The sequence below is a fragment of the Exiguobacterium sp. s43 genome, assembly GCF_018617255.1.
Taxonomy (GTDB): domain Bacteria; phylum Bacillota; class Bacilli; order Exiguobacteriales; family Exiguobacteriaceae; genus Exiguobacterium; species Exiguobacterium profundum.
On the sequence record NZ_JACSJT010000001.1, the window covers coordinates 886,827 to 911,011 of the forward strand.

Annotated in this window: 27 protein-coding genes; 22 read left to right on the forward strand and 5 right to left on the reverse strand. The window is 47.1% G+C overall.

The features are described from left to right. Window positions 1-2: 2 nt before the first annotated feature. Together mutM and coaE are read left to right on the forward strand one after the other, a co-directional pair. Window positions 3-830, forward strand: coding sequence for a bifunctional DNA-formamidopyrimidine glycosylase/DNA-(apurinic or apyrimidinic site) lyase (gene mutM, locus KNO79_RS04530; RefSeq protein ID WP_214690729.1), 828 nt, complete (start codon window positions 3-5; stop codon window positions 828-830). Window positions 831-843: 13 nt separating this feature from the next. Next, the gene (gene coaE, locus KNO79_RS04535) at window positions 844-1,449 is read left to right on the forward strand and encodes a dephospho-CoA kinase (RefSeq protein ID WP_012726710.1); all 606 of its coding nucleotides are present in this window, start codon (window positions 844-846) and stop codon (window positions 1,447-1,449) included. 13 nt (window positions 1,450-1,462) lie between these two features. Here coaE and KNO79_RS04540 read toward each other — a convergent pair whose 3' ends face one another. Next, window positions 1,463-1,945: a site-2 protease family protein gene (locus tag KNO79_RS04540; protein ID WP_196430899.1), complete on the reverse strand. Its 483-nt coding sequence runs from the start codon at window positions 1,943-1,945 to the stop codon at window positions 1,463-1,465. A 157-nt stretch (window positions 1,946-2,102) separates the two neighbouring features. Here KNO79_RS04540 and KNO79_RS04545 point away from each other — a divergent pair, with 157 nt between their 5' ends. The 8 genes from KNO79_RS04545 (at window position 2,103) to KNO79_RS04580 (ending at window position 10,249) form a co-directional block, all read left to right on the forward strand. Beyond that, entirely contained in the window at window positions 2,103-3,134 is a 1,032-nt protein-coding gene (locus tag KNO79_RS04545) for a glyceraldehyde-3-phosphate dehydrogenase (RefSeq protein WP_074036529.1), read from the forward strand. A gap of 232 nt (window positions 3,135-3,366) precedes the next feature. After that, window positions 3,367-3,753, forward strand: a complete 387-nt coding sequence (gene speD / locus KNO79_RS04550; protein WP_012726707.1) for an adenosylmethionine decarboxylase — start codon at window positions 3,367-3,369, stop codon at window positions 3,751-3,753. Between the two features lie 112 nt (window positions 3,754-3,865). After that, window positions 3,866-4,237, forward strand: coding sequence for a hypothetical protein (locus tag KNO79_RS04555; protein WP_031423166.1), 372 nt, complete (start codon window positions 3,866-3,868; stop codon window positions 4,235-4,237). Between the two features lie 12 nt (window positions 4,238-4,249). Further along, window positions 4,250-4,717 carry a transcriptional regulator NrdR gene (gene nrdR, locus KNO79_RS04560; RefSeq protein WP_012726705.1) on the forward strand — a complete coding sequence of 156 codons (468 nt, stop codon included), beginning with the start codon at window positions 4,250-4,252 and terminating at the stop codon, window positions 4,715-4,717. Window positions 4,718-4,758: 41 nt separating this feature from the next. Continuing rightward, complete coding sequence (locus KNO79_RS04565; RefSeq protein ID WP_012726704.1) at window positions 4,759-6,111, forward strand: DnaD domain protein; 1,353 nt, start codon at window positions 4,759-4,761, stop codon at window positions 6,109-6,111. Window positions 6,112-6,115: 4 nt separating this feature from the next. Continuing rightward, a complete protein-coding gene (gene dnaI, locus KNO79_RS04570) occupies window positions 6,116-7,030 on the forward strand; it encodes a primosomal protein DnaI (protein WP_074036533.1) in 915 nt (304 codons plus the stop codon). A gap of 299 nt (window positions 7,031-7,329) precedes the next feature. Then, the gene (gene thrS, locus KNO79_RS04575; protein WP_214690730.1) at window positions 7,330-9,273 is read left to right on the forward strand and encodes a threonine--tRNA ligase; all 1,944 of its coding nucleotides are present in this window, start codon (window positions 7,330-7,332) and stop codon (window positions 9,271-9,273) included. Between the two features lie 103 nt (window positions 9,274-9,376). Further along, complete coding sequence (locus tag KNO79_RS04580) at window positions 9,377-10,249, forward strand: DUF1002 domain-containing protein (protein WP_084543060.1); 873 nt, start codon at window positions 9,377-9,379, stop codon at window positions 10,247-10,249. 30 nt (window positions 10,250-10,279) lie between these two features. Here KNO79_RS04580 and KNO79_RS04585 read toward each other — a convergent pair whose 3' ends face one another. Continuing rightward, window positions 10,280-10,489: a hypothetical protein gene (locus KNO79_RS04585; RefSeq protein WP_214690731.1), complete on the reverse strand. Its 210-nt coding sequence runs from the start codon at window positions 10,487-10,489 to the stop codon at window positions 10,280-10,282. Window positions 10,490-10,830: 341 nt separating this feature from the next. Between KNO79_RS04585 and infC the strand changes: the two genes are divergently transcribed. From infC to pheT, 9 genes are all read left to right on the forward strand, one after another. Then, window positions 10,831-11,361, forward strand: coding sequence for a translation initiation factor IF-3 (infC, locus tag KNO79_RS04590; protein ID WP_012726698.1), 531 nt, complete (start codon window positions 10,831-10,833; stop codon window positions 11,359-11,361). A 30-nt stretch (window positions 11,362-11,391) separates the two neighbouring features. Next, window positions 11,392-11,586, forward strand: coding sequence for a 50S ribosomal protein L35 (gene rpmI, locus KNO79_RS04595; protein ID WP_012726697.1), 195 nt, complete (start codon window positions 11,392-11,394; stop codon window positions 11,584-11,586). A 28-nt stretch (window positions 11,587-11,614) separates the two neighbouring features. Further along, window positions 11,615-11,974 carry a 50S ribosomal protein L20 gene (rplT, locus tag KNO79_RS04600; protein ID WP_012726696.1) on the forward strand — a complete coding sequence of 120 codons (360 nt, stop codon included), beginning with the start codon at window positions 11,615-11,617 and terminating at the stop codon, window positions 11,972-11,974. Between the two features lie 86 nt (window positions 11,975-12,060). Continuing rightward, a complete protein-coding gene (locus tag KNO79_RS04605) occupies window positions 12,061-12,315 on the forward strand; it encodes a hypothetical protein (protein ID WP_214690732.1) in 255 nt (84 codons plus the stop codon). Between the two features lie 24 nt (window positions 12,316-12,339). Continuing rightward, window positions 12,340-12,822, forward strand: a complete 483-nt coding sequence (locus KNO79_RS04610; RefSeq protein WP_159562524.1) for a dUTP diphosphatase — start codon at window positions 12,340-12,342, stop codon at window positions 12,820-12,822. Window positions 12,823-12,841: 19 nt separating this feature from the next. Further along, the gene (locus tag KNO79_RS04615) at window positions 12,842-13,921 is read left to right on the forward strand and encodes a M42 family metallopeptidase (RefSeq protein WP_031423180.1); all 1,080 of its coding nucleotides are present in this window, start codon (window positions 12,842-12,844) and stop codon (window positions 13,919-13,921) included. Between the two features lies 1 nt (window position 13,922). Continuing rightward, window positions 13,923-14,669 (forward strand): TrmH family RNA methyltransferase, encoded by a 747-nt coding sequence (locus KNO79_RS04620; RefSeq protein ID WP_159562522.1) that lies wholly within the window; start codon window positions 13,923-13,925, stop codon window positions 14,667-14,669. 302 nt (window positions 14,670-14,971) lie between these two features. Beyond that, window positions 14,972-15,994 carry a phenylalanine--tRNA ligase subunit alpha gene (gene pheS, locus KNO79_RS04625; protein ID WP_159562521.1) on the forward strand — a complete coding sequence of 341 codons (1,023 nt, stop codon included), beginning with the start codon at window positions 14,972-14,974 and terminating at the stop codon, window positions 15,992-15,994. 12 nt (window positions 15,995-16,006) lie between these two features. Next, window positions 16,007-18,382 (forward strand): phenylalanine--tRNA ligase subunit beta, encoded by a 2,376-nt coding sequence (gene pheT, locus KNO79_RS04630; RefSeq protein ID WP_214690733.1) that lies wholly within the window; start codon window positions 16,007-16,009, stop codon window positions 18,380-18,382. Between the two features lie 41 nt (window positions 18,383-18,423). Here pheT and KNO79_RS04635 read toward each other — a convergent pair whose 3' ends face one another. The 3 genes from KNO79_RS04635 to rnhC all read right to left on the reverse strand — a co-directional run bounded on the left by KNO79_RS04635 (window position 18,424) and on the right by rnhC (window position 21,546). Beyond that, window positions 18,424-19,446, reverse strand: coding sequence for a PTS sugar transporter subunit IIC (locus KNO79_RS04635; RefSeq protein ID WP_074036553.1), 1,023 nt, complete (start codon window positions 19,444-19,446; stop codon window positions 18,424-18,426). A gap of 301 nt (window positions 19,447-19,747) precedes the next feature. Beyond that, window positions 19,748-20,560, reverse strand: a complete 813-nt coding sequence (locus KNO79_RS04640) for an alpha/beta fold hydrolase (protein ID WP_078147177.1) — start codon at window positions 20,558-20,560, stop codon at window positions 19,748-19,750. A gap of 71 nt (window positions 20,561-20,631) precedes the next feature. After that, the gene (rnhC, locus tag KNO79_RS04645; RefSeq protein WP_374193980.1) at window positions 20,632-21,546 is read right to left on the reverse strand and encodes a ribonuclease HIII; all 915 of its coding nucleotides are present in this window, start codon (window positions 21,544-21,546) and stop codon (window positions 20,632-20,634) included. Between the two features lie 119 nt (window positions 21,547-21,665). Between rnhC and KNO79_RS04650 the strand changes: the two genes are divergently transcribed. The 3 genes from KNO79_RS04650 to KNO79_RS04660 are packed head-to-tail and all read left to right on the forward strand — an operon-like array spanning window position 21,666 to window position 24,109. Continuing rightward, complete coding sequence (locus KNO79_RS04650; RefSeq protein WP_196430893.1) at window positions 21,666-22,064, forward strand: hypothetical protein; 399 nt, start codon at window positions 21,666-21,668, stop codon at window positions 22,062-22,064. Continuing rightward, a complete protein-coding gene (locus KNO79_RS04655) occupies window positions 22,064-22,585 on the forward strand; it encodes an NfeD family protein (protein ID WP_074036559.1) in 522 nt (173 codons plus the stop codon). Before KNO79_RS04650 ends, KNO79_RS04655 begins: the two co-directional genes overlap by 1 nt. 3 nt (window positions 22,586-22,588) lie before the next feature. After that, window positions 22,589-24,109, forward strand: a complete 1,521-nt coding sequence (locus KNO79_RS04660; protein WP_074036561.1) for a flotillin lipid rafts scaffold protein FloT — start codon at window positions 22,589-22,591, stop codon at window positions 24,107-24,109. The last annotated feature ends 76 nt before the right edge of the window (window positions 24,110-24,185 follow it).

Consider the following 24,185-nt stretch of genomic DNA (forward strand, 5'->3'; position numbering starts at 1 on the left):
GTATGCCAGAATTACCAGAAGTCGAAACGGTCTGTCGTAGGTTGCGACCTGCCGTTTCAGGAAAAACGATTCAGTCTGTCGATGTCCTCGACCCTAAAATTATCCGCGGGCTCGACCCCGAAGAATGGGTTCACCATTTGATTGGAGAAACGATTACGGATGTGGAACGTCGGGGGAAATTCATCTTATTCAAATTGACGAACGGGTATCTCGTCTCCCATCTTCGCATGGAAGGGAAGTTTTTCCCTTATGACTCCATTACAGAACCGGTAAAACATACACATATCGTGATTACGTTTACGGACCAATCGACTCTACACTATAATGATGTCCGTAAATTCGGTACGATGGAGTTGCGGACGAATGAAACGATTCATACCACACCACCGCTCTCATTACTTGCGTACGAGCCGTTTGACGAGCGTGTGACAACCGAGGTGTTACACCGACGTTTAGAGCGCATGAAGACACGCGCGATTAAGACCGCCCTCCTCGATCAGTCCATCTTTGTTGGATTAGGTAACATCTATGTAGATGAGACGTTGTTTCGTGCGGGTGTCCATCCGACACGACCGGCCGCAAGTTTGTCACATGAAGAAGTCGACCGTGTGCGGACTGAAGCCGTTGCTGTCTTGACTGAGGCTATTGAGCGTGGAGGTAGTACGATTCGCAGTTATGCCAATCCAGATGGCGCCACAGGAACGTTTCAAGAGAGGCTCTACGTATATGGACAGACCGGAGAAGCGTGCCGCCGATGCGGACATGAAATTGAAAAGATGAAATTGGGCGGGCGAGGTACGCATTACTGTCCGCACTGTCAACAACGTTAAGGGGTGGACGTGTATGTTGAAGATTGGATTGACTGGTGGAATTGCAACCGGGAAGTCTACGGTATCGCGACTGTTTCGAGAACGAGGCATTCCGATTATCGATGCCGATTTGATTGCAAGGACGGTCGTTGAACCAGGAGGAAAGGCGATTGAAGGGGTAAGGGCTGCATTTCCAAAATGTTTTGTGGGCGACGTGCTGAACCGTCCTGCGCTCGGTCGGGAAATCTTCCATGATGAAGCAAAACGTCAGCAATTGAATCAATTGATGCATCCAGCGATTCGAGAAGAAATGAATGAGCAAATGCGAACGTATGAGGCATCGGGGGAACCTGTCGTCATTTTTGATATTCCGTTACTGTTTGAAGGAACGATGCTCGATCTGGTTGATTATTCCGTCGTCGTCTATTGCCGTGAAGAGATTCAACTGATGCGTCTCATGGAACGGAATGGATTGACGAAAGAAGAGGCGTTAGCCCGTATTCGTTCACAGATTCCAATTGAAGATAAAAAGCACCAGGCGGATTTCCTCATAAACAATAATGGGGCATTAGGGGACCTTCCTCCACAAATCAATCGTCTGGTCGAACAGTTTCAAACGATACAAAAAGAAGGCGACTGATATCGCCTTCTTTTTAGTTTAATGGATCGGATTCTGGAGACCCTTTTTTCCATGTATCATAAATCGCACGTCCATCACTAGGATGACCGTTCGAATAATAGATGGGATAGAGTGAGAAGAAGATATAGTAGAACGAGAAATAGGCGAACTGATACGTATAGAGTGTCGGTTCAATATCTCGTCGAAGAATGAACGCGTTGACGATTAAGATGCTCGCTAAATTGAAAATGGCTCCACCGCCATAGACTAGCGTACGGGTGACCTTGTTGCTCCATTTTAAATCAGTGAACTGGCACCATGCATCGTAAAAATAAACACGATTTACTTGTAAACGACCTACTTTAAACATTTTCTTCCCGGTACCGATTTGCATATCGAGTGAGCCACCGAACAACTTTGCGAAGAAGAAGTGACCAAGCTCATGAATTAACGTCACAATCGGTAAAATGATAAAGAACGAAATAAAGAATTTATCGATATCTCCCCAATCAAACATCATGACGCCTCCTTTCTCTTGTCTGTTACGCCAAGAAATTTCCCTCATTTTCAAAAAATAAACAAAGAAAAACGAAAAAAATGTGACGAATCATAGTGAAAACGCTTACAGCTATCCGTTATAATGAAACCGTAATGTAGAAAAAGGGGGATCTATCATGGGGACAAAAGTGGCAATTAACGGATTTGGTCGAATCGGAAGAATGGTATTTCGAAAATTGATGCTCGAGGGACGTCATGAAGTGGTGGCGATTAACGCAAGTTATCCGGCGGAAACACTTGCGCATCTTATTAAACATGACTCGATTCACGGTCCATTCGGATTGACAGTACGTGCGCATGGGGATGCGCTCGAAGTCGATGGGAAACGGATTGAACTTATTTCGGAACGTGATCCATCACGGTTGCCTTGGTCAGACCTTGAAATCGACATCGTCGTCGAAGCGACCGGGAAGTTTAACTCCGATAGCGGGGCAAGACTTCATCTTGAGGCAGGCGCGAAAAAAGTGATTTTGACCGCACCGGGTAAAGGGGACTTACGCACGATCGTGATGGGGGTCAATGATCGTGACTATCGCCCGGAGGAAGACCATATCATTTCAAACGCATCGTGTACGACGAACTGTCTCGGACCTGTCGTGAAGGTCTTGCATTCGACGTTCGGTATCGAGACGGGACTGATTACGACAGTACACGCCTATACGAACGACCAGAACAATATTGACAACCCGCATAAAGATTTGCGGCGCGCGCGTGCGTGTGGCAGTTCCATCATCCCGACATCAACGGGAGCGGCTAAGGCGATTGGTCTGGTGATGCCGGAACTACAAGGGAAGTTAAACGGAATGGCACTCCGTGTACCGACTCCGAACGTATCACTTGTCGACTTGGTCGTCGAACTCCACCGAGATGTTACGGTCGATGAAGTCAATGAAGCGTTTGAACGGGCAGCGTATGGAGAAATGACGGGTATTTTAGGCGTTTCTCACGAACCGCTCGTCTCTATCGATTTTAACGGGGACGATCGCTCGTCGATTATCGACATGGATTCGACGATGGTACTCGGAGGGAATCATGTCAAAGTACTCGCATGGTATGACAATGAATGGGGCTACTCATGCCGTGTCGTGGACTTGTTGGATATGGTGGCCAGCTATCTTCAAATCGGGCAACAAGAAACACACGCCTAAAAAATATTACGTGCGGAGAAATATTTTTTAGATTTTTTTATCAAATGTCTTGTAACGACGTCCCAAACACGTTACACTCAATTTCGTGAACTTCAATTGGTCTGACAAACGCAACTTAAAGGGTTAGGACCTCTTAGGACTAACTTGCCCCCGTGGTTGTGGGCGATTCAGGCACAAAGTGAGTGATCATCAACTACTTTGAGACCATTGATGTAAAGGGGGATCCACTAATATGGATACTATGGGACGTCACATTATTACAGAACTTTGGGAGTGCAATCCCGACAAATTAAATGATATCGACTACATCGAGCGTTTGTTCGTCGATGCTGCTCTTCGTTCGGGCGCTGAAGTCCGCGAAGTTGCATTCCACAAATTTGCGCCACACGGTGTAAGTGGAGTCGTCATCATTTCAGAATCACACTTAACGATTCACAGTTTCCCAGAACATGGCTATGCGTCAGTTGACGTGTTTACATGTGGAGATCGAATCGATCCGGCTACAGCATCGCAGTATATTGCTGAAGGATTGGATGCAAAAGTACGTGAAGATGTGAAACTTGAGCGTGGAATGGGACCAATTCGTGTTCCGGAAGCGCAAGTGGCAATCAGCAAATAAATCAGATTGACCTTTTGAGGCTGACCGTTTAACGGTCAGCCCTTTTAATTGTTTTGTTGTCGCCTTAATTTTGATATGCTTAACGTATATAACTCAGGCGTTGAGGTGGATTATGGGACTGTTAGATAAGTTACAAACACATATTGAAACGAAAGATACACATAAAAATGAAATGCTCCAAACACGTTACTATGCGGCATCGTCACATGCGATGTTGCAATGGTTAGAAGGAAAAATTCAAGAGAACGGTCAGACGGTTCGTCGAATCGATGCGAATCGAGGAGAACTTTCGTTTCTCGGAGAAGGCTGGGACGGGCTCATCACGATTGTACAAGTGGATGGCGGCCGGACGGCTGTCGATTTTACATTAAACCGTGAACAGCGACTCGGTGCAGACCTTTCGCAAATTGTATCGCACTACTACGAGGCGCTCACGCAACAATTCCCGTTACGTGCCATTGGTAATAAAACAGTCGAACGATAAGGAGGTTTGAGCATGCGTTGTCCGAAATGTGATCATAATGGAACGAGAGTGCTCGATTCCCGTCCGGTGCAAGACCATTATTCGATTCGACGTCGTCGTGAATGTGAAAAATGTGGGTATCGGTTTACAACGTTTGAGACGGTTGAACAGACACCGCTCATCATTGTTAAAAAAGATGGAAATCGTGAAGAGTTCAGTCGTGAAAAAGTGCTTCGCGGCATTATTCGGGCGTGCGAGAAACGACCTGTCACACTTGAACAGCTCGAAGGGGTTGTGACGAAAGTCGAACAGCAACTCCGTGCCCTCGCCCAGTCAGAAATTCCAAGTGAACAAGTAGGCGAGCTTGTGATGAATGAACTTGCACGAGTCGATGAAGTCGCATATGTTCGGTTTGCATCGGTTTATCGTCAATTCAAAGACATCACGGTGTTCTTTAAAGAACTTGAAGATTTAATGAAGCAAGAAAATTCGACCAACTAAAGGGCGGCCTGCTGGTCGCCCTTTTTTCAAGGGAGAGAGCCATGGAGAAAGAACGTACAATCTTTGGGACGGACGAATTGTTAATCATGAGTACCGGTCTAGTCGACCGTGAATCGTACCAGTCCCTTTACCACTTATATCAACCTGTCATCGGGGTGAAGGCGCTCGCACTCTATCAAACGTTATGGAGCGAACTAAAACCGGGCAAAATGAAATCCAACTATATGTCCCATAGTGCATTGTGTGAGATGTTGGAGTTCTCTATCAATGAGTTAATGGACAGTTTGTTCCGCTTAGAAGCGATCGGATTAGTGCGCACCTATAAAACAAAAGACGCTCGATTGACACAATACGTTTATCAGTTACGTGTTCCGCTTGCACCGCACACGTTTTTGAATGATGGGTTACTGTCGAGTTTCCTCTTCTATAAAGTCGGGGAAGTACGATTCAAACAACTACAAGGGCGTTTTACGATTGATCCGTTGCCTGCAGGTATCGTCGAAGTGACAAAGGATTTCAATGAAGTATTTGATGTCAAAGGAGTAAACCATCGTGCGTTCACACAAAAAAATTATGAAAAGCCGGACCGGGCTAAGATTGAGATCAACTATTCGTTCGATATGGAAATTGTGAAAAAACTGACGAATTTTCCAGTTGGATTTTTCACGAAAAAATTAGACGAAACGATCACAAAATTGGCCTACGTGTCACAACTCGATGAAGAGACGATGGCGGAAATGTTGAAAGAATATTTCGTACATGAGGCGTACCTGCCACTCAGCGAGCAAGAGAAGCGGGACGGTTGTCGTCAAATGGTTCTGCAGTTGAAGAAGAAACAGACGCGCCACCGGAAAGAGAAGACCGTCGAACTTGAACAGACGAAACTAGGAGATTTGCATGATCCCGAAGTGATGGAGTCCGCACACCCACATCAATATGTCTCGACGCTTCGGAAGACCCCGCAACTTTCAAAAAGTGATGAACAGTTAGTCATTGAACTCGTCGACACACTCGGTCTCGCGCCAGGGGTCATCAATGCGCTCTTCTATTACTGTATCGAAGTGAAGAAGCAGACGCGGCTGAGCGAGAACTATGTCTTGCGCATTGCGACGAGTTGGAAAACAGCGGGCTATACGAATGCAAAAGAAGCGCTAGAGCGTGAAGAATCTCAAGATGCGCTCATCGAGAAGAAACAGCAAAAACGTGAGAGTGTGCAACGCACCACAGTCGGGTCACGACGGAAACCCCAACAAGGGGATATGCCGAAATGGCTCGAGGACGAGGCGAAACAACAGCGCTCATACGACCAAGCGAGGAAAAAAGAACTCGAGTCGTCCGTACCGGATGACGCGGAACTTGTGAAACTATTAAATGAATTGAAAGAGAAGGGGTGAGGGGATGGAACGAATCAATCAGTCGCTGTCTCAGTTGATGAACCGAAAAGAAGTTCGGGAGGCGTACGAGTCGATTCGCAGACGTACACTGAACCACCCGGGTGTCATTGCATTTTTGAACGCTCATCCAGAGTTAGAGGAGAAGGCGATTGAAATCGGGTTTACCAAACTGAGTGAGTACGCGGAACAGATGGATGGAAAAACGTTCAGAGAAGATCAGGCCGTCATCCCAGGCCATCAACCGGTACTTTATGTCGATTTAGGACAGATTGCAATTCGATATGAAGAAACGGTCGCACATCGCCAGGCGAGACGACAAAAAGAAATGGACCGTAAATTCAAAAGTTTGTTTTTACCGGAAGAAGTTCGCGAGGCGAGTTTCGAATCTTTCGATTGGGGCGACGACGCGCGTAAAATCGCATTGCGTGAAGCGATGCGATTTGTAACAGGGATGAAGTCTCGTCAAAAAGTGAACGGCCTCTATCTCCATGGTAGTTTTGGCGTCGGGAAGACATATTTACTCGCCGCAATCGCCAATGAGTTGAAGGTGGCGGACATCGAGACGATTCTAGTCCATGCTCCGGGCTTTGTGTCGGAGGCGAAACGCAAAATTCGTACCGAGTCGTTCGACTCTTTCTTGACGTCGTTTCAACATGTGCCAGTCTTACTGATTGATGACATCGGAGCTGAAGCCATCAGTCCGTGGGTACGAGATGAATTGTTCGGGATCATTCTTCAGTATCGGATGATGCATCGCTTGCCGACGCTCTACAGTTCAAACTTTAGCGGAGAAGAACTCGAGACGCACTTTTCAATCGATGGTTCGCCGCAAAATAAAATGAAGGCACAGCGACTCATGCAACGTATTTCCACGACGACGACCCAAATTGAGTTAAAGGGTGAAAATCGCCGTCGGTAAAGGATTGTTTTTCTTTGGTGAGTTGACTATACTAAGAAGCATATAAAGGATGCATAGAAGAGGATATGGATCATCGAGACGAGTTTTAGCGAGGGAAGGGCGGTGGAAGCTTCCTAACGACGACGATGGATTTACTCCCTCAGAGCACCGTACGGGTCAATCGTGCGGCGATTCACACTCGTTATCGTGTGTTCGAGCCAAGCAGATTGCTTGGGAACGAGGGTGGTACCACGAGAATCAAAGCTCGTCCCTTTTTGAGGGATGGGCTTTTTTTATATTCATTTTTTGAGAGGGGACAGATGTACATGATTCAATTAACATTTCCAGATGGCGCGGTAAAAGAATTTGATGCAGGCGTCACAGCAGAAGACGTCGCGGGCTCGATCAGTCCGGGACTTCGTAAAAAGGCAATCGCAGCAAAACTAGACGGAGAACTCATCGACTATCGTCGTCCAATCGAACATGACGGCAAAATCGAACTCGTGATGCCGGACTCGGAAGATGGTCTTGATTTGATGCGTCACTCGTCAGCGCACTTGATGGCTCAAGCGATCAAACGGTTATACGGAGAAGACAACAACATCTATCTCGGAATTGGACCGACGATTGAGAACGGGTTCTATTACGATATCGAGATGGATCGTCGCATCAATGAGGAAGACCTTCCTGAAATCGAAAAGATGATGAAACGCATCGTCGACGAAAACTTAGAAATCACACGTGAAGTCGTTTCTCGTGACGAGGCGCTCGCTCGTTATAAAGAATTGGGAGATCCGCTCAAGATTGAGTTGATTGAGGACATTCCTGCTGATCAAACTCTTACAATCTATCATCAAGGTGAGTTCTTTGACCTTTGCCGTGGACCTCACGTCCCGTCAACATCGAAGTTGAAAATCTTCAAATTGATGAGCGTGGCTGGTGCCTACTGGCGCGGGGACTCAGACAATAAGATGCTACAGCGTATTTACGGGACAGCGTGGGCGACGAAAGAACAACTCGCTGAACACTTGCGTCTTCTTGAAGAGGCGAAAGAACGCGACCATCGTAAACTCGGGAAAGAACTCGACCTCTTCTTCGTTTCACAAGAAGTCGGTCAAGGGCTTCCGATGTGGCTTCCGAAAGGGGCTTCGATACGTCGTACGGTCGAGCGCTACATCGTTGATAAAGAACTCGAACTCGGATATCAACATGTCTACACACCGGTTCTCGGTTCGGTCGACTTGTATAAGACATCTGGTCATTGGGATCACTATCAAGAAGACATGTTCCCGAAAATGGAGATGGACAACGAAGAACTCGTCCTTCGTCCGATGAACTGCCCGCACCACATGACAATCTACAAACATGAGCCACGTTCGTACCGCGAACTTCCACTTCGAATCGCTGAGCTTGGTGGGATGCACCGTTACGAGATGTCAGGGGCGCTCACAGGTCTACAACGTGTTCGTTATATGGTATTGAATGATGGACATACGTTCGTTACACCTGAACAGATGAAGCAAGAATTCAAAGACATCGTTCATTTGATTCAAGAAGTATACGCTGACTTTGGCATAAAAGATTATCGTTTCCGTCTCTCGTATCGCGATCCTGCTGATAAAGAGAAGTATTTCGATAACGATGCCATTTGGGAAATGGCACAAAGTCAGTTGAAAGAAACGATGGACGAGCTCGAACTTCCGTACTTTGAAGCAGAAGGCGAAGCGGCATTTTACGGACCGAAACTTGACGTACAAGTACGGACGGCACTTGGGAAAGAAGAGACGCTCTCGACTGTCCAACTCGACTTCTTGCTTCCGGAACGTTTCGATTTGACATACACTGGGCCAGACGGTAAGGACCATCGTCCAATCGTCTTGCACCGTGGTGTCGTCTCGACGATGGAACGGTTTGTCGCTTACTTGATTGAAGAGTATAAAGGCGCGTTCCCGACATGGCTCGCACCGGTCCAAGTCAAGTTGATCCCGGTTTCACACGTCCACGACGAATACGTCGCAGAAGTGAAAGCAGAACTGGTCAAACGTGGTGTCCGTGTCGAAACGGATCTCCGTGACGAGAAACTAGGCTATAAGATTCGTGAAGCACAAATGAAGAAGATTCCGATGACGCTCGTTCTTGGCGATAAAGAGCGAGATGAGCGTGCGGTCAATATTCGCCGCTACGGTCAGCAGGAACAAGTTTCTGTTTCACTTGATGAATTCATCGCATCGCTCACAGATGAGATTGCGAACCGTTCACGTTAAGTGAGGGACCACCTTTCCAACCAGAAAGGTGGTTTTTTTCGGTCTATAGACGGATGTGTATTTGGTCATCTACACGTATCGTAAACGTAAGGAGTGATACTTAATGAATTATATGAAGCCAGTATTGGCACTTACTATTGGAGCGGTTGCGTTCACAGGAGCGCTTCCGAAAGTCGGAGCGGAGGCAATCGTCAATGATACGATTGTGACCCTCGGTGAATCATTATCTTCAGAGCAACAAAAATGGGTACTTGAGCGTATGGATGCCCCAGAAGGAATCGAACCCATTATCGCGACTGCCGCAGATGAAGAAAAGTATTTAGGTGATTCGGTCCCGCAAGCACAACGTGGAGGCGGCATGTACTCGTCTGCCCGAATCAAGTTGACGAACGGGACTGGTCTTGATATTCAGACGGAAAACGTGACGTGGGTCACGAAAGATATGTATGCGAACGCCCTCGTCACGGCGGGTGTGACGGATGCCGATATTTATATCACGTCACCGATTAACGTGACGGGTACCTCGGCCTTGACGGGAATTATGAAGGCATATGATCAGACCGCGGCCGAGACCGGGATTGAACTGTCGGATGAACGAAAAGAATTGGCGCAAGAAGAGCTGGCGGTCACGTCTGAAATCGGTAAGACAGTCGGACAAGAGGACGTAGCAGGTCTCATGAACGAGATTAAAGCGGAAATCGCAAATCAGATGCCAGAGACAAATATTGAGATTCGTGACATCGTCATTCAAGTATTGAATCAAAATAACGTTCAGTTGTCTGAGGGTCAACTCGATCAACTGACGACGCTATTCGAAAACATGCAGCAAGCAAATCTTGATTGGTCAGCAATCAGTAGTGGATTGAAAGATGCGGGTCAAGATGTGCAGGCATTCCTTGAACAAGAAGAAGTAAAAGGATTCTTTGCCCGATTGTTTGAGGCCATCGGTAACTTCTTCAAATCGCTTACAAACTAGGTGGTACTAAAAAGGGGCAGACGCCCTTTTTTAGTACCACCGTTTATGGATATAATTCTGAGCCGACTCATGGTCATCGACGATTTTTAAAGTAATGCGATTCATTTCTTCTAATAAGTCTGTTAATACCGCCTGTAATTTTTCGTCTTCTAGCCCATGTGCTTGCATCGTCTTACTGACAATCTGCTGGACTTGATCATGGTAGTCATGTTCTCGCGATATATCTTTTCGCCAGTTCATGTCGATCCCTCCTTTGATATTTCATTATTCCCTTTGAAAAGGTATTGCGAAACGAGAGAATGACTGGTATCATCATAAAAGTGTGAGCTACCAATTATTCATGCGCGATATCTTGACATCTTTTCCTGCTAGTGCTAAGATGACATAGTGATTAAAAACAACAAAGCAGAAGCACCCGCTTTTCACCTCGTCTGAGAGTCATCAGGCAGGTCCATCAAGTTCTTGGTTCATTCGGCATCGTCTGCCGTTTTATGACCTCAACTGATGTGTGGGTGGGAAACTGCCGACGCTTTTTTTATTGCCATGTTGTCTTGTCAATCTAAATCTCGTGCAATCGCACGATGGAGGTGCTAACCATTAGCAAAGAGCTCTTTATCAACGAAAACATTCGTGCCCGTGAAGTACGTCTCATTGGCGCAGACGGTGCACAACTCGGTGTGACATCACGTAACGATGCGTTACGTTTAGCTGAAGAAGCGGAACTAGACCTCGTCTTAGTCGCGGATAAAGCAAATCCACCGGTCGCTAAAATTATGGATTATGGGAAGTACCGTTTCGAACTCCAGAAAAAGGAGAAAGAAGCGCGTAAAAACCAAAAAGTCATCCAAATGAAAGAAGTACGTCTCAGTCCAACAATCGAGGACAACGATTTCCAAACAAAATTGCGTAATGCACGCAAGTTCCTTGAAAAAGGAAACAAAGTGAAGGCTTCGATTCGTTTCCGCGGACGTGCCATCACACACTCGGAAATCGGGAAACGTGTTTTGGACAAAATGGCAGCGGAATGTGCCGATTTGGCAACAGTTGAACAAAAGCCGAAGATGGAAGGACGCAGCATGTTCTTAGTGCTGGCTCCGAACAAAGAAGATTAATTATCGATTCTCAGTGGGGAGGAAATACTCATGCCGAAAATGAAATCGCACCGCGGTGCTTCAAAACGTTTCAAACGTACAGCATCAGGTAAACTCAAGCGTTCACACGCTTACACAAGTCACTTGTTCGCAAACAAATCGACTAAAGCGAAACGTAAGCTCCGTAAAGGCGCTATCGTATCAGCTGGAGACTTCAAACGCATTCGCAACATGATCGCGAAGTAATACAGAAACAATTTAGGAGGGAATCCATATGCCACGCGTAAAAGGCGGTTATACGACTCGTCAACGTCGTAAAAAGCAAATTAAACTTGCCAAAGGATACTTTGGTTCGAAACACATTCTATTTAAAGTAGCAAAACAACAGGTCATGAAGTCACTCATGTACGCTTACCGTGACCGTCGTCAGAAGAAACGTGATTTCCGTCGTCTTTGGATCACACGTATCAATGCGGCAGCACGTACAAACGGTCTCTCATACAGCCGTATGATGCACGGCCTTAAGCTTGCAGGAATCGACATCAACCGTAAGATGCTTGCTGAGCTTGCTGTGACAGATGCACAGGCATTCGCGTCACTCGCTGAAACAGCTAAATCAAAATTGAACGCGTAATCGTTCAATCGACAGCGCCGAGACACTCTCTCGGCGCTTTCTTTTTTCTTTAGAATTTCTTAGAATTAAGAGAAGGAGGAAAGCGTATGAATCAATCGGTTGTTGCGATCGTCGCCTTAGCGCTCATTATCTTGAACGTTTACACTTATATCCAAGCGAAACAGTATGCGCAAGGAAAAGGTGACTTTAACGTCCTATACGCCTATGCAGGAGGAGCCATCGGTGCCTTGTTCGGTCTTCATTTGACTCGGAAGAAGGCTGTTCATGCCCCAAAACTGCTTCAATTACAAGTATTGATTTTAGCATTAGGCTGGTCTTTAATGATTTTAGTACTGCTATAAGTGGAGACAGAGGAGGAACATCCGGTGAACTGGACAACATTGTTTGATCGGCAGCGCGAATTAGACGAGCGGATCAAAGTACAACATGGATTATCCGGCAATCAATTCGATGAACGGTTACTGGCGCTGCTTGTCGAGCTCGGTGAACTGGCTAACGAAACACGTAGCTTTAAGTTTTGGTCGAAGAAAGGACCGTCGCCTCAAGATGTGATCTTAGAAGAATATGTAGACGGCATTCATTTCTTACTGTCACTTGGTCTTGCGCTTGGGTATGAACGAGATGCGTTTCCTGCGGGAAGTTCATATCTTGATGCGACTGATGCTTTTTTAGATATTTATCGAAAAGTGACGAATTTTGGTCTTTCAAAAACGGAAGCCATGTACGAGACGCTGATGGCAGCTTATCTCGAACTTGGTTATACGCTCGGTTTTAATGAGCAACTCATTTTGCTGGCATACATGAATAAAAATGAAGTAAACCATGAGCGACAAAATCAAGGATATTAATGAAAAGGAGCGGATTGGTATGAATGAATCGTTACATATGTTAAAACGTTTGACGGATGCAACAGGCGTCCCGGGCAATGAGGGAGAAGTCCGTCAATTGATGCGTGAATACCTCGAACCACACGTCGAGTCGTTTGAACAGGATGGTCTCGGAAGTCTATTTGGTCAAGTGACAGGAGATGCTGAAGGTCCACGTGTCATGATTGCGGGTCACATGGATGAAGTCGGCTTCATGGTGACACGTGTGGAAGAAGGCGGTTTCCTTCGTTTCCAAGCGCTCGGTGGCTGGTGGAACCAAGTGCTGTTGGCACAGCGAATGGATGTTGTCACACGGTCTGGTGAAAAGATTCCCGGTGTCATTGGTGCGAAACCACCTCACGTCCTACCGCTCGAGGCACGAAAAAAACCCGTTGAAATCAAAGATATGTTCTTAGATATCGGTGCCACGTCGAAAGACGAAGTGGCTGATTGGGGAATTCGTCCAGGCGATACGGTCGTGCCCCATTGTGAATTCACTGTCATGAAAAATGAGAACTTCTTGATGGCGAAGGCATGGGACAACCGAATCGGATGTGCGATTGCCATCGAAGCAGCAAAACGTCTGAAGGAAGATTCATTCCCTGGCGTCGTCTATACAGGAGCGACGGTACAGGAAGAAGTCGGATTACGTGGAGCGGTTACCGCTGCCAACTTGATTCGCCCGGATGTCGCGATTGCTGTCGATACAGGCATTCCAAGTGATACACCAGGAATGACCCAAGCAGAAGGGTTGTCAAAACTTGGTGACGGTGTGCAAGTCATCTTCTTTGATGCGACCACCGTCACGAACCCACGCCTTGTCGACCTCATCGTTGACGTCGCAAAAGAACAAGACATCAAATATCAATTGGATTTAACGCCAGGCGGTGGCACAGATGCTGGGCGATTCCACCTTTCTGGGATCGGGATGCCGGCTATCGCATTGACAGTGCCAGTCCGCTATTTACACACGAACGTGTCAATCATCCATAAAGATGATTACGAGGCAGCGGTTCAACTCGTTGTCGCATTGACAAAACGTTTAGACCACGAAACGGTCCAATGGTTGAAAGAGGGATAATATGACGAAGATTACGTCTACGAAGAGCGAGACGATTAAACGATTAAAACGATTGATGACGAAAAAAGGTCGTCAAGAAACGGGTCAATTCCTAGTAGAAGGAGAGCATTTGGTGGACGAGGCCATTCGTGCCGGTCGACTCGTCCAACTCATCATGGCTGAGTCGTATTCACCGAAAGGAACGTGGCGTCTTGAGGATATGCCGGTTCTCGAGTTATCCGACCACGTTGCTGACCTTCTTTCCGAAACAGAAAAGACCCAAGGCGTGTTTGCCGTTGTCAAGATGACACCGGTTGAACGTAAGATGAAGAAAGTACTCGTACTTGACCGAGTACAAGATCCGGGTAATCTCGGTACGATGATTCGAACAGCAGATGCTGCCGGATTCGATACCGTGCTACTCGGGAAAGGAACGGTCGATCCGTTCAACGCCAAAGTCGTGCGTGCCACACAAGGATCGCTGTTTCACGTGAACGTGACCACGGTCGACTTGCTTGAAAAATTACCTGAGTTGAAAGAGGATGGCTTCCACGTATATGGGACTGCCCTCTCAAAGGCGACATCGTATGAGCAAGTTGCATTCGAAGACAAGGTGGCCCTCGTGATTGGGAATGAGGCGCAAGGGGTCCATGCTGATGTATTGGCACTCTGTGACACACGTGTGCATATTCCAGTGCTTGGTGATGCAGAATCGCTCAACGCGGCGGTCGCTGCAGGCATTTTAATGTATCGCATCGCTTTACAATAATCTTGTCAGCACGTGAAAAACGTGATAGGTTAAACACATCGATGAATAAGATATGACGTTGAAAGAACATAGTAAGCGAATGACCGATTCCGTTCAGGGAGCAATGGCCGTGACTGAGAGCCTTTGCCGGACTCGTCGCTGAATTCACTCTGGAGTCGTGTTGGAGACAACACCGGTTTGGCATCACGATAACGATGCTCTCAAGTGGGCCATGAATTGGCCAAGTAGGGTGGTACCGCGATGATTCGTCCCTTCAGTCAACGACTGAAGGGACTTTTTTATGTAGAGGAGGAAGCGAACACATGAAAGAACAATTAGAACAGTTACAAGTGGAAGCGTTAGAAGAAATCAAACAAGCATCCACACAAAAATCATTGAATGACGTCCGCATCAAATATTTAGGGAAAAAGGGACCGATGACTGAAGTACTTCGTGGCATGGGTAAATTATCTGCTGAGGAACGTCCGGTCATCGGTGAGTTGGCCAATACCGTTCGTACCGCGATTCAAAGCACACTCGATGCTCGAATCGAAGAAGTGAAGGCGATTGAATTAGAGGAAAAGTTAAAAGCGGAAACGCTTGATGTGACACTCCCGGGACGGACATCGACTCCTGGCCATAGCCATCTCTTGCAACAAATCATCGACGAGATGGAAGATTTGTTCGTTGGACTCGGATATACGATTGCTGAAGGTCCTGAAGTCGAGACCGATCTCTATAACTTCGAAATGCTGAACTTGCCGAAAGATCATCCGGCACGAGACATGCAAGACTCGTTCTATATCACGGAAGAGACGTTGCTTCGTACTCATACATCTCCTGTACAGGCTCGCACGATGTTGGAGGCGAATGGGAAGCCGATTCGCATCATCTGTCCAGGTAAAGTGTATCGTCGTGATGAAGACGATGCGACGCATTCGCATCAATTCATGCAAATCGAAGGATTGGTTGTCGATGAATCCATCTCGATGGCTGACTTAAAAGGGACACTTGAAGTGTTCGTGAAGCAGTTATTCGGTGAAACGCGCGAAATTCGTCTTCGTCCAAGCTTCTTCCCGTTCACGGAACCATCGGTCGAAGTCGACATCTCTTGCTTCAAGTGTGGCGGGAAAGGGTGTAACGTCTGTAAAGGAACCGGTTGGATCGAGATTCTCGGAGGCGGAATGGTCCATCCTCATGTATTGGAGATGGCTGGCTATGACTCATCAAAAGTGTCAGGATTCGCATTCGGAATCGGAGTGGAGCGTATGGCGATGCTCAAACACGGCGTCGATGACATCCGTCATTTCTACACAAATGACTTACGTTTCATCGAGCAATTCTAAGGAGGAAGACAGATGTTACTTTCAAAAAAATGGTTGAATCAATATATTGATGTATCCGATTTAAGCGGCGAAGCGCTCGGTGACTTGATTACGAAGAACGGAATCGAAGTCGAAAGTGTGACAAATCGTGGGGAAGGACTTTCTGGGATCGTCGTCGGACGGGTCCTTTCATGTGAGAAACATCCAGAAGCGGATAAGTTAAACGTGACGAAAGTGGATATCGGAGAGTGTGACCCTGTTCAAATCGTCTGTGGCGCACCGAACGTGCGCGAAGGGCAACATGTAATCGTGGCCAAAGTCGGCGCACGCTTACCAGGACTTAAAATCAAAAAAGCAAAACTTCGTGGTGTCGAATCACAAGGGATGATTTGTTCACTCGAAGAGCTCGGCTTTGAGAAGAAACAAATTCGGGAAGACGAGCAGGATGGGATCCATACATTCCGTGAATCGGTACAAGTCGGTGCAGATGTGCTCGATTTGCTCGACTTGGACGATGAGGTCATCGAACTCGGTTTGACACCGAACCGTTCAGATTGCTTGAGCCTTTATGGAATCATTCATGAGGTTGCGGCCATCTTAGAACGTCCTTACACGTTGCCGACAGCAGATGTCACTTCATCATCCCCAACTGATGTATCCATCGAACTCGCAACGCAGAACTGTTCATATTACGCAGCTCGTGAAGTAAAAGGGGTAACGATTGCAGAATCGCCACAATGGCTAAAGAATATCTTGATCGCAGAAGGTGTCCGTCCAATCAACAACATTGTCGATGTGACGAACTACGTGATGCTTGAAATCGGACAACCGCTTCACGCATTCGATGCGAAGAAACTCGGCAACTCGATTGTAGTCCGTCAAGCCGAAAATGGAGAAGAAATGGTCACACTCGACGACGTGACACGCACGCTCGATACATCGATGATGGTCATTACGGACGGGAAAGCCCCGGTCGCCATCGCTGGCGTCATGGGTGGTGCCAATACAGAGGTAGATACTTCAACGACAGATATCGTTTTAGAGTCAGCGTACTTTGATCCGGCATCTGTACGCAAGACAAGCCGAACGCTCGGTCTTCGTTCAGATTCAAGCGCTCGTTTCGAAAAAGGCGTTGACCCAGAACGTGTCATGCTCGCGCTTGACCGTGCTGCGCAATTGATTGTCGAACTCGGTGGAGGAGCCATTCATGATGCGGTGCGTTCAGGTGAAGCCGAATCACGTGCCCGAGAAATCCAAGTGTCGATTGACTATATAAACAAGCGTTTAGGGATGACACTCGATCGTCAGACGATCGTTCACATCTTAGAGCGTCTCGGTCTCGCGACAGAAGGGGATGACGTGCTGACAGTACACATTCCATCGCGCCGTCCGGATTTAGAGCTTCCGGCTGACATCACAGAAGAAGTGGCACGTCTATACGGATATGATAGTCTCCCGTCGACGTTACCTGCCTCACAATCGAAAGGGTATTTGCCAGCAATCAACGTACTGCGCAGACAGACACGTCGTTTGTTACAAGGAGTCGGCTTATCACAAGCCATTACTTACTCGTTAACGAGTGAGGCGCATGCGACACGCTTCGGTGGGAAAGACGATCAGCTCGTCCGATTGGCGATGCCGATGAGTGAAGAACGCTCTGTCCTTCGTACGTCGCTCGTCCCTGGATTGTTGGAGGCGGCGCGCTACAACACGGCGCGTCAACAATCGAACGTCGCACTTTATGAAACAGGACGTGTCTATACGGAGCACGGAGAAACGTTACCGCGTGAGAAAGAACGGGTGGCCGGCGTTGTCGCAGGTCTTTGGATGGACCATCGTTCGCAAGGAACACGGATTCCGGTCGACTATTTCGTCGCAAAAGGGATTGTCGACACGTTAGTCCAAACGCTTCGCCTAGATGTCACGTATGAGGCTGTATCGATGCCCGATATGCACCCAGGCCGCACGGCGAACATCTTGATGGACGGAGAGGTCATCGGATATGTCGGACAAGTGCATCCAGGAACATCGAAAGACGTCTACGGTATGAAGGAAGTGTATGTATTCGAACTCGACCTCTTGGCACTTCGTGGAGACGAGACACTTCTTTATCAAGACGTACCACGTTATCCATCGATTTCACGAGATTTGGCACTCGTCTTATCACGTGAGATTCCGGCTGGGACAGTGGAACAAACGATTCGCCAAGCGGCTGGTCCACTCTTGATTGACCTCGTCTTGTTTGACGTCTATACAGGGGAGAATGTTGGAGCGGATGAGAAATCGATTGCCTTCTCACTCAAGTTCCAAAACCCGTCACGAACGTTACAAGATGAAGAAGTAACGGCAGCATATGAAACGATCGTCGAGGCGGTCCGTGCGACACACGGCGCTGAACTTCGAGCGTAAAAAATAAGGAGCGTTGTCCACATGTGACAACGCTCCTTTTATTATTGAATCTCAAGTGCGAGATCGCCGAACTTGGTCCATCCGACAAGACTCGTCACACGATAAAGAGCCCATGTAATGAGTGCAGGGAGTACGACGCCGGTCATCGTGAAGATGAGAAAGGCATCCAACCCTTGGACCGCTAAAATCTGAAGCGGGGCAATCAAGGAGTTGAGCCCGAGACCCGCAATTTCATATGGGACTTGGAGTGAGAACATCAAAGTAGCAATCGGTGCGGAAATCATCGCGGCGATAAACGGTGGGACGACGATTCGTGGGTTTTTGATGATATTCGGAAACTGCACTTTCGGTGTGACAAAGAATGAGGCGACCAATCCACCTGGGTCGGTTTGACGATATGCCATTAAGGTAAATCCAACAAATTGAGCAGAGCAACCGATCAAGGCAGCGGCGCTAGCGACAGGGTCAAGTTGAAGCGCGATGGCGAGTGCGGCAGATGATGCAGGCGACATGAGCATGACACTGAAAACAAGTGCGATGACAAGAGATGTGGCAATCGGCGACGTTTCTACAGATGCGGTGATCCCTTGACTGATTGAGTTGATAAGAGGAGTCGTGACCGCTGCTGCAGCAACCCCAACGATTCCACCACCTAAAACGGCTGTGACCGGGACGACCATCATATCAAACTTTGTTTTGCCGAGGACACGTTTTCCGAGCCATACAGCGGCAGCCGCTGCAATCAGTGCGCTAATCGGTTGACCTGGAACGAGGACGAGTCCGCTTTCTGACGCTTTTAAAGCTGCACCGCCAATGGTTGCAGCAATCATGGCGCTAAATAGGATGAGCGTGTTGCTTCCGAGTTGAAACGCGACACCAGCGCCTAAAGCAGGTGCCAACAATGATTTGGCGACTTGTCCAATCTGTACGAGCATCGCGATTCCGCTCAAATTACCAATCGTCTCAATCAATAAACCGACACCGAGCGTGACGAGTACGGCATTTGCCATACCTGCTGAAATTTTTACCATTCGATCCATCATATACTGCTTCACTTCCATCATCTCCTCTATATCTTTATGTCAACAAAAAAACCTATCCATCAAGGATAGGCGCGGTTTCAATCTGCAGGCGCCTGTCCGATTACCACGGGAACAAGGGCCTGAAAAGTCGTTTTTTGAAAACAAAACGATTTCAGTCCCTCAGTCGAATAATAATCAGCAGGCTGTTCATATGTACGGGATTGGACATTTCGAGCATCTCCTCTTCGTTGGATTTGCTAAAGAATACCATCTATTTTTGTAATAATCAATATTTTCTGAAAATAAACACAAAAAAATTCAGGAAGCCCAGTGGCGTCCTGAATTAGCTCATTTGTAATGAGCGTGCTTGAATCTGATCGTCGATAAAATTCATCGACAATGCATTGAATTGATCGGGTTGGTCTACATTGACCACATGACCAGAGTCTGCAACGATTTCAACATTGGCTGTCGGTTGATGTTTCGCTGTCCGCTCGACAGCTTCAAGAAACATATAATCCTCATCACCCATAATATACAAAATCGGGACGTTCGTTTGAATCGAAGTGAACTGATTCAATAAAGGATTAATATTTTCCGTCATCTTGAACCAACGGATAAACTCACGTTGACATAAGTTCGCCGCATCGCGGACGAACATCATCCGAGACTTCTTGTGACGCTTCTTCGGGAGTAAAATCCATGCGAATAATTTATATAACCACATATAGGGGACGAAGTTTTGCACGAGACTACCAAGTCGGATGAGCAACGTGGAGCGCACATTAAATTTTACAATGGCTCCGCCGAGGACGACTGATGCGATTCGATCCGGATAGTGCTCAAACATCGCCTGAATCACAATCGTCCCTAAAGAAAGACCGACCATGTGCCCTTTTTCGATACCTAAGTGATCCATGACTTCAATCACGTCTTTGGCAACGACATCAAACGTATAGGCATTCAATGGTTGTTTGAGCGACTGTTCAGCATCGTATGAACCGCCATGACCGCGTAAATCGACGAGCAGGACATTATATTTTTTACGGAAGGGACGAAGTTGGCGATACCAATGCGATAAACTTCCTCCGGCCCCATGTATAAAGATGACCCAAGGATGGTCATCACTAATCGTGTAGGTTTTATAATGCAACATGAACGCTATCCTCCAAAAATTTTAAGTTCATTTAACCGTAAAACGAGTATATCATACTTGATGTCGAAGCTCTACAAACGACGTTCATTCAAGTTGATGGCTTTCTTTGTATTCGCAAAATGGACTTTAGCAATCTTTTGTAAATAATCCTGTCCATGACCTCGAATGATTTGAGCGGCGACTTGGTCGACTTTTGCTCCTGCCCCTTTCGGGAGGGTCAATCCTACTTGTTTACTTAGTTTGTCCATTTCTTTTAAGAAGAAGGCGCGAGCTAAAATGGAAGCAGCTGCGACGGCGACATGAAGACCTTCTGCCTTGGTTGAAAAGTAGACATCGTCGCGCACGATATCCCGCTCTGCCCGCAAGTGTTGATAGTATACCGACTTCTCTGCGAATTGATCGATTAGAATGGCATCGGGTTTCTGTCCGATTTTCTCAAGCAACGCTCGAAGTGCAGCATTATGGGCGATGGCGGTCATTTTACCTTGTGTCATCGTCCGTTGCATGTTGTTATATGTTGGATTATGCAGTGTTGCTTTTTGATAGGGAATCGTAGCGTGTAAATCTTTCGCAATCCGGATGATTTCAGGGTCGGATAACTGTTTTGAATCTTTCACGCCGAGTTCTTTGACGAGTGCGATTTGATCGCGTGAGACAAAAGCCGCTACGACGACGAGTGGTCCGAAGTAGTCTCCTTTTCCGACCTCGTCGCTTCCAATGACAGACCAACTTGAAAATCCTTCAGGTAAGAGGGTGTTCGGTGCGGATGCTTGTTTCTTCTCAGCAGGTAGTCCCCATTTCACTGCCTCGGTCTCAGCATCTTTTCCTTGGAACATCACTTTCCCTGATTGATAAACCGTTACGACAAATCCCGGTGTCTTGGCGCTGAATGACGCATATGGTGGTGGCGCGACTGCATACTCATGATACATTTTCTTTAGTTTTTCTTGTGATGCGGATGATAGCTTGATGACTTGGTTGCCCAACATGAGCACTTCCTTTCTGTCTGGCAAATTCATTTTACATTTTTTTATGATTTTTTGAAACCGAAGATGAGGTTTTATCGTATATGGAGATGAGTAGAGAAAAGTGAGGTGAGGTGGACGTGTGGTGGCGCGATGACACGCAACGAGATGAGGTAGAGGAATTATACAAGCACATTCTCGAACTCGAGGCGAGAATTGCTAAATTAGTAGCTCATCAAGTGAGAGTGCGTCGGCTACTGATGCAAGATTCTTCTGAGGGCGTGACGGATCAAGTCGTTCAAGTTCAAAAAGAAGTGGAATATTTTTTAAACAGGATGCGACTCGAACGACAAGAATTTGTCGACATATACAATCGGCGACGGATTGAACGTTCCATTGGTCGAGTTCGAGAAGTGAACGACTTATCCACTTCATCACTGTCGGAGTGGGATGAAATTGAAGATCGGCTTGCATTAGAAGTCGAACAACTTCGACGCGTACTGATGATGGAACAAAAACGTCGACAGGAGGGGTGGTAATGGAGGCAATCGATCAACTTTATTGGTGGGTGTTGATCATCGCTGGTCTTGGAACCTTTATTTACATGATGTTTTCCGATGCGTTCGATATGTTTGAAGGTTGGTTCAACCCTGCAGTCATCCTATCTTTCTTAGCACTAGGGGCAGGAATTGGGCTCATCTTAAACGCATTGGCTCACGTTTCCCCGATGATTGGGCTCGCTGTCGCATTGATCGGGTCTCTTGCTCTGACGACGCTTCTCTATTTGTTTGTTCTCTTACCGCTCTCAAATGCGGAAGAGTCCATTGGTTTGACGGATGAGGCATTAGTTGGACGTGTCGGACGATTGACCGTGCCCATTCCTGAAGGCGGATACGGTGAAGTCTTGATTGAGACAGTGACGGGATCGCTTTTAAAGACGGCTCAAAGCTTAGACGGTACATCGATTTCGACAGATCGTCGGGTAGTTATCATTGAAGTAAAAGGCAATATCGCAATCGTCATGCCATATGACGAACCTACAATTCGAGAGGAGATATAACACATGAATACGGCTATTTTAGTCAGCATTATCGTCGGGGTCATCATCCTCGCACTTGTGTTTGTATTCGTACTAAAATATCGCACAGTCGGACCAGATGAGGCACTGATTGTGACAGGTAGTTATTTAGGCAAGAAAAATGTACATAGCGATACATCCGGTAACCGCGTCAAAATCATTCGTGGCGGCGGGACGTTCGTCTTCCCAGTATTCCAGCAAGCAGAACCGCTCAGCTTGCTCTCAAGCAAATTAGAGGTCACGACACCTGAAGTGTATACAGAACAGGGTGTCCCGGTCATGGCGGACGGAACAGCCATCATTAAAATCGGCGGATCGATCAGTGAAATCGCGACAGCGGCTGAGCAGTTCCTCGGAAAACCGAAGATTGAACGTGAAAATGAAGCAAAAGAAGTGTTAGAAGGCCATTTGCGCTCGATTTTAGGTTCTATGACCGTTGAAGAAATCTATAAGAACCGTGACAAGTTTTCGCAAGAAGTTCAACGAGTTGCATCACAAGACTTAGCGAAGATGGGGCTAGTCATCGTATCATTCACCATCAAAGACGTTCGAGATAAGAACGGATACTTGGAATCGCTAGGGAAACCGCGTATCGCCCAAGTGAAGCGTGATGCTGATATCGCGACAGCAGAAGCGGATAAAGAGACGCGCATCAAACAGGCGGAAGCAATGAAAGATGCGAAGAAGGCCGAGCTTGAGCGTGCGTCTGAAATCGCGGAAGCTGAGAAAGAGAACCAACTTCGGATTGCGGCTTATCGCCGTGAGCAAGATGTTGCCAAAGCGCGGGCCGACCAAGCGTATGAGCTTGAGGAAGCGCGTGCGAAACAAGAAGTCACTGAACAACAGATGCAAGTTCAAATCATCGAGCGTCAAAAGCAAATCGAGCTCGAAGAGAAAGAAATCATGCGTCGTGAGAAACAATATGATTCAGAAGTGAAGAAAAAAGCCGATGCGGATCGATACTCGATTGAACAGTCTGCCGCTGCGGATAAGGCACGTCAAATCGCAAGTGCGGATGCAGAGAAGTATCGTATTGAAGCACAGGCGAAAGCCGATGCGGAACGCGTACGTTTGGCAGGTCTTGCAGAAGCGGATTCTGAACGTGCGAAAGGTGAGGCAGAAGCTGAAATTATCCGCTTGACCGGTCTTGCCGAAGCGGAAGCGAAAGAGAAGATTGCCGAAGCCTTCGCGCAATACGGGCAGGCTGCGATTCTCGATATGGTCGTCAAGATGCTTCCTGATTATGCGAAAGAAATTGCATCGCCACTTGGAAACATCGATCAGATTACGGTCGTCGACACGGGGAGCGGTCAAAACGGCGGTGCCGGGAAAGTGACAGGTTACGCAACCGACCTCATGGCGTCGCTTCAACAAACATTAAAAGCTTCTTCGGGCATTGATATGAAAGACTTGCTCGAGAACTTTGCGGGGAAAGGGAACGTTGCAACAGCTCCTACACCGGAGCGAGAATTAGCTGATACGACGGTCGCTGCTTCAAAAGAATAAGTGTACGAAGCCATGGACGATGTCTATGGCTTTTTTTATTGCCACAACTTTTAAAAAAAATAATGTAGAATAGCCC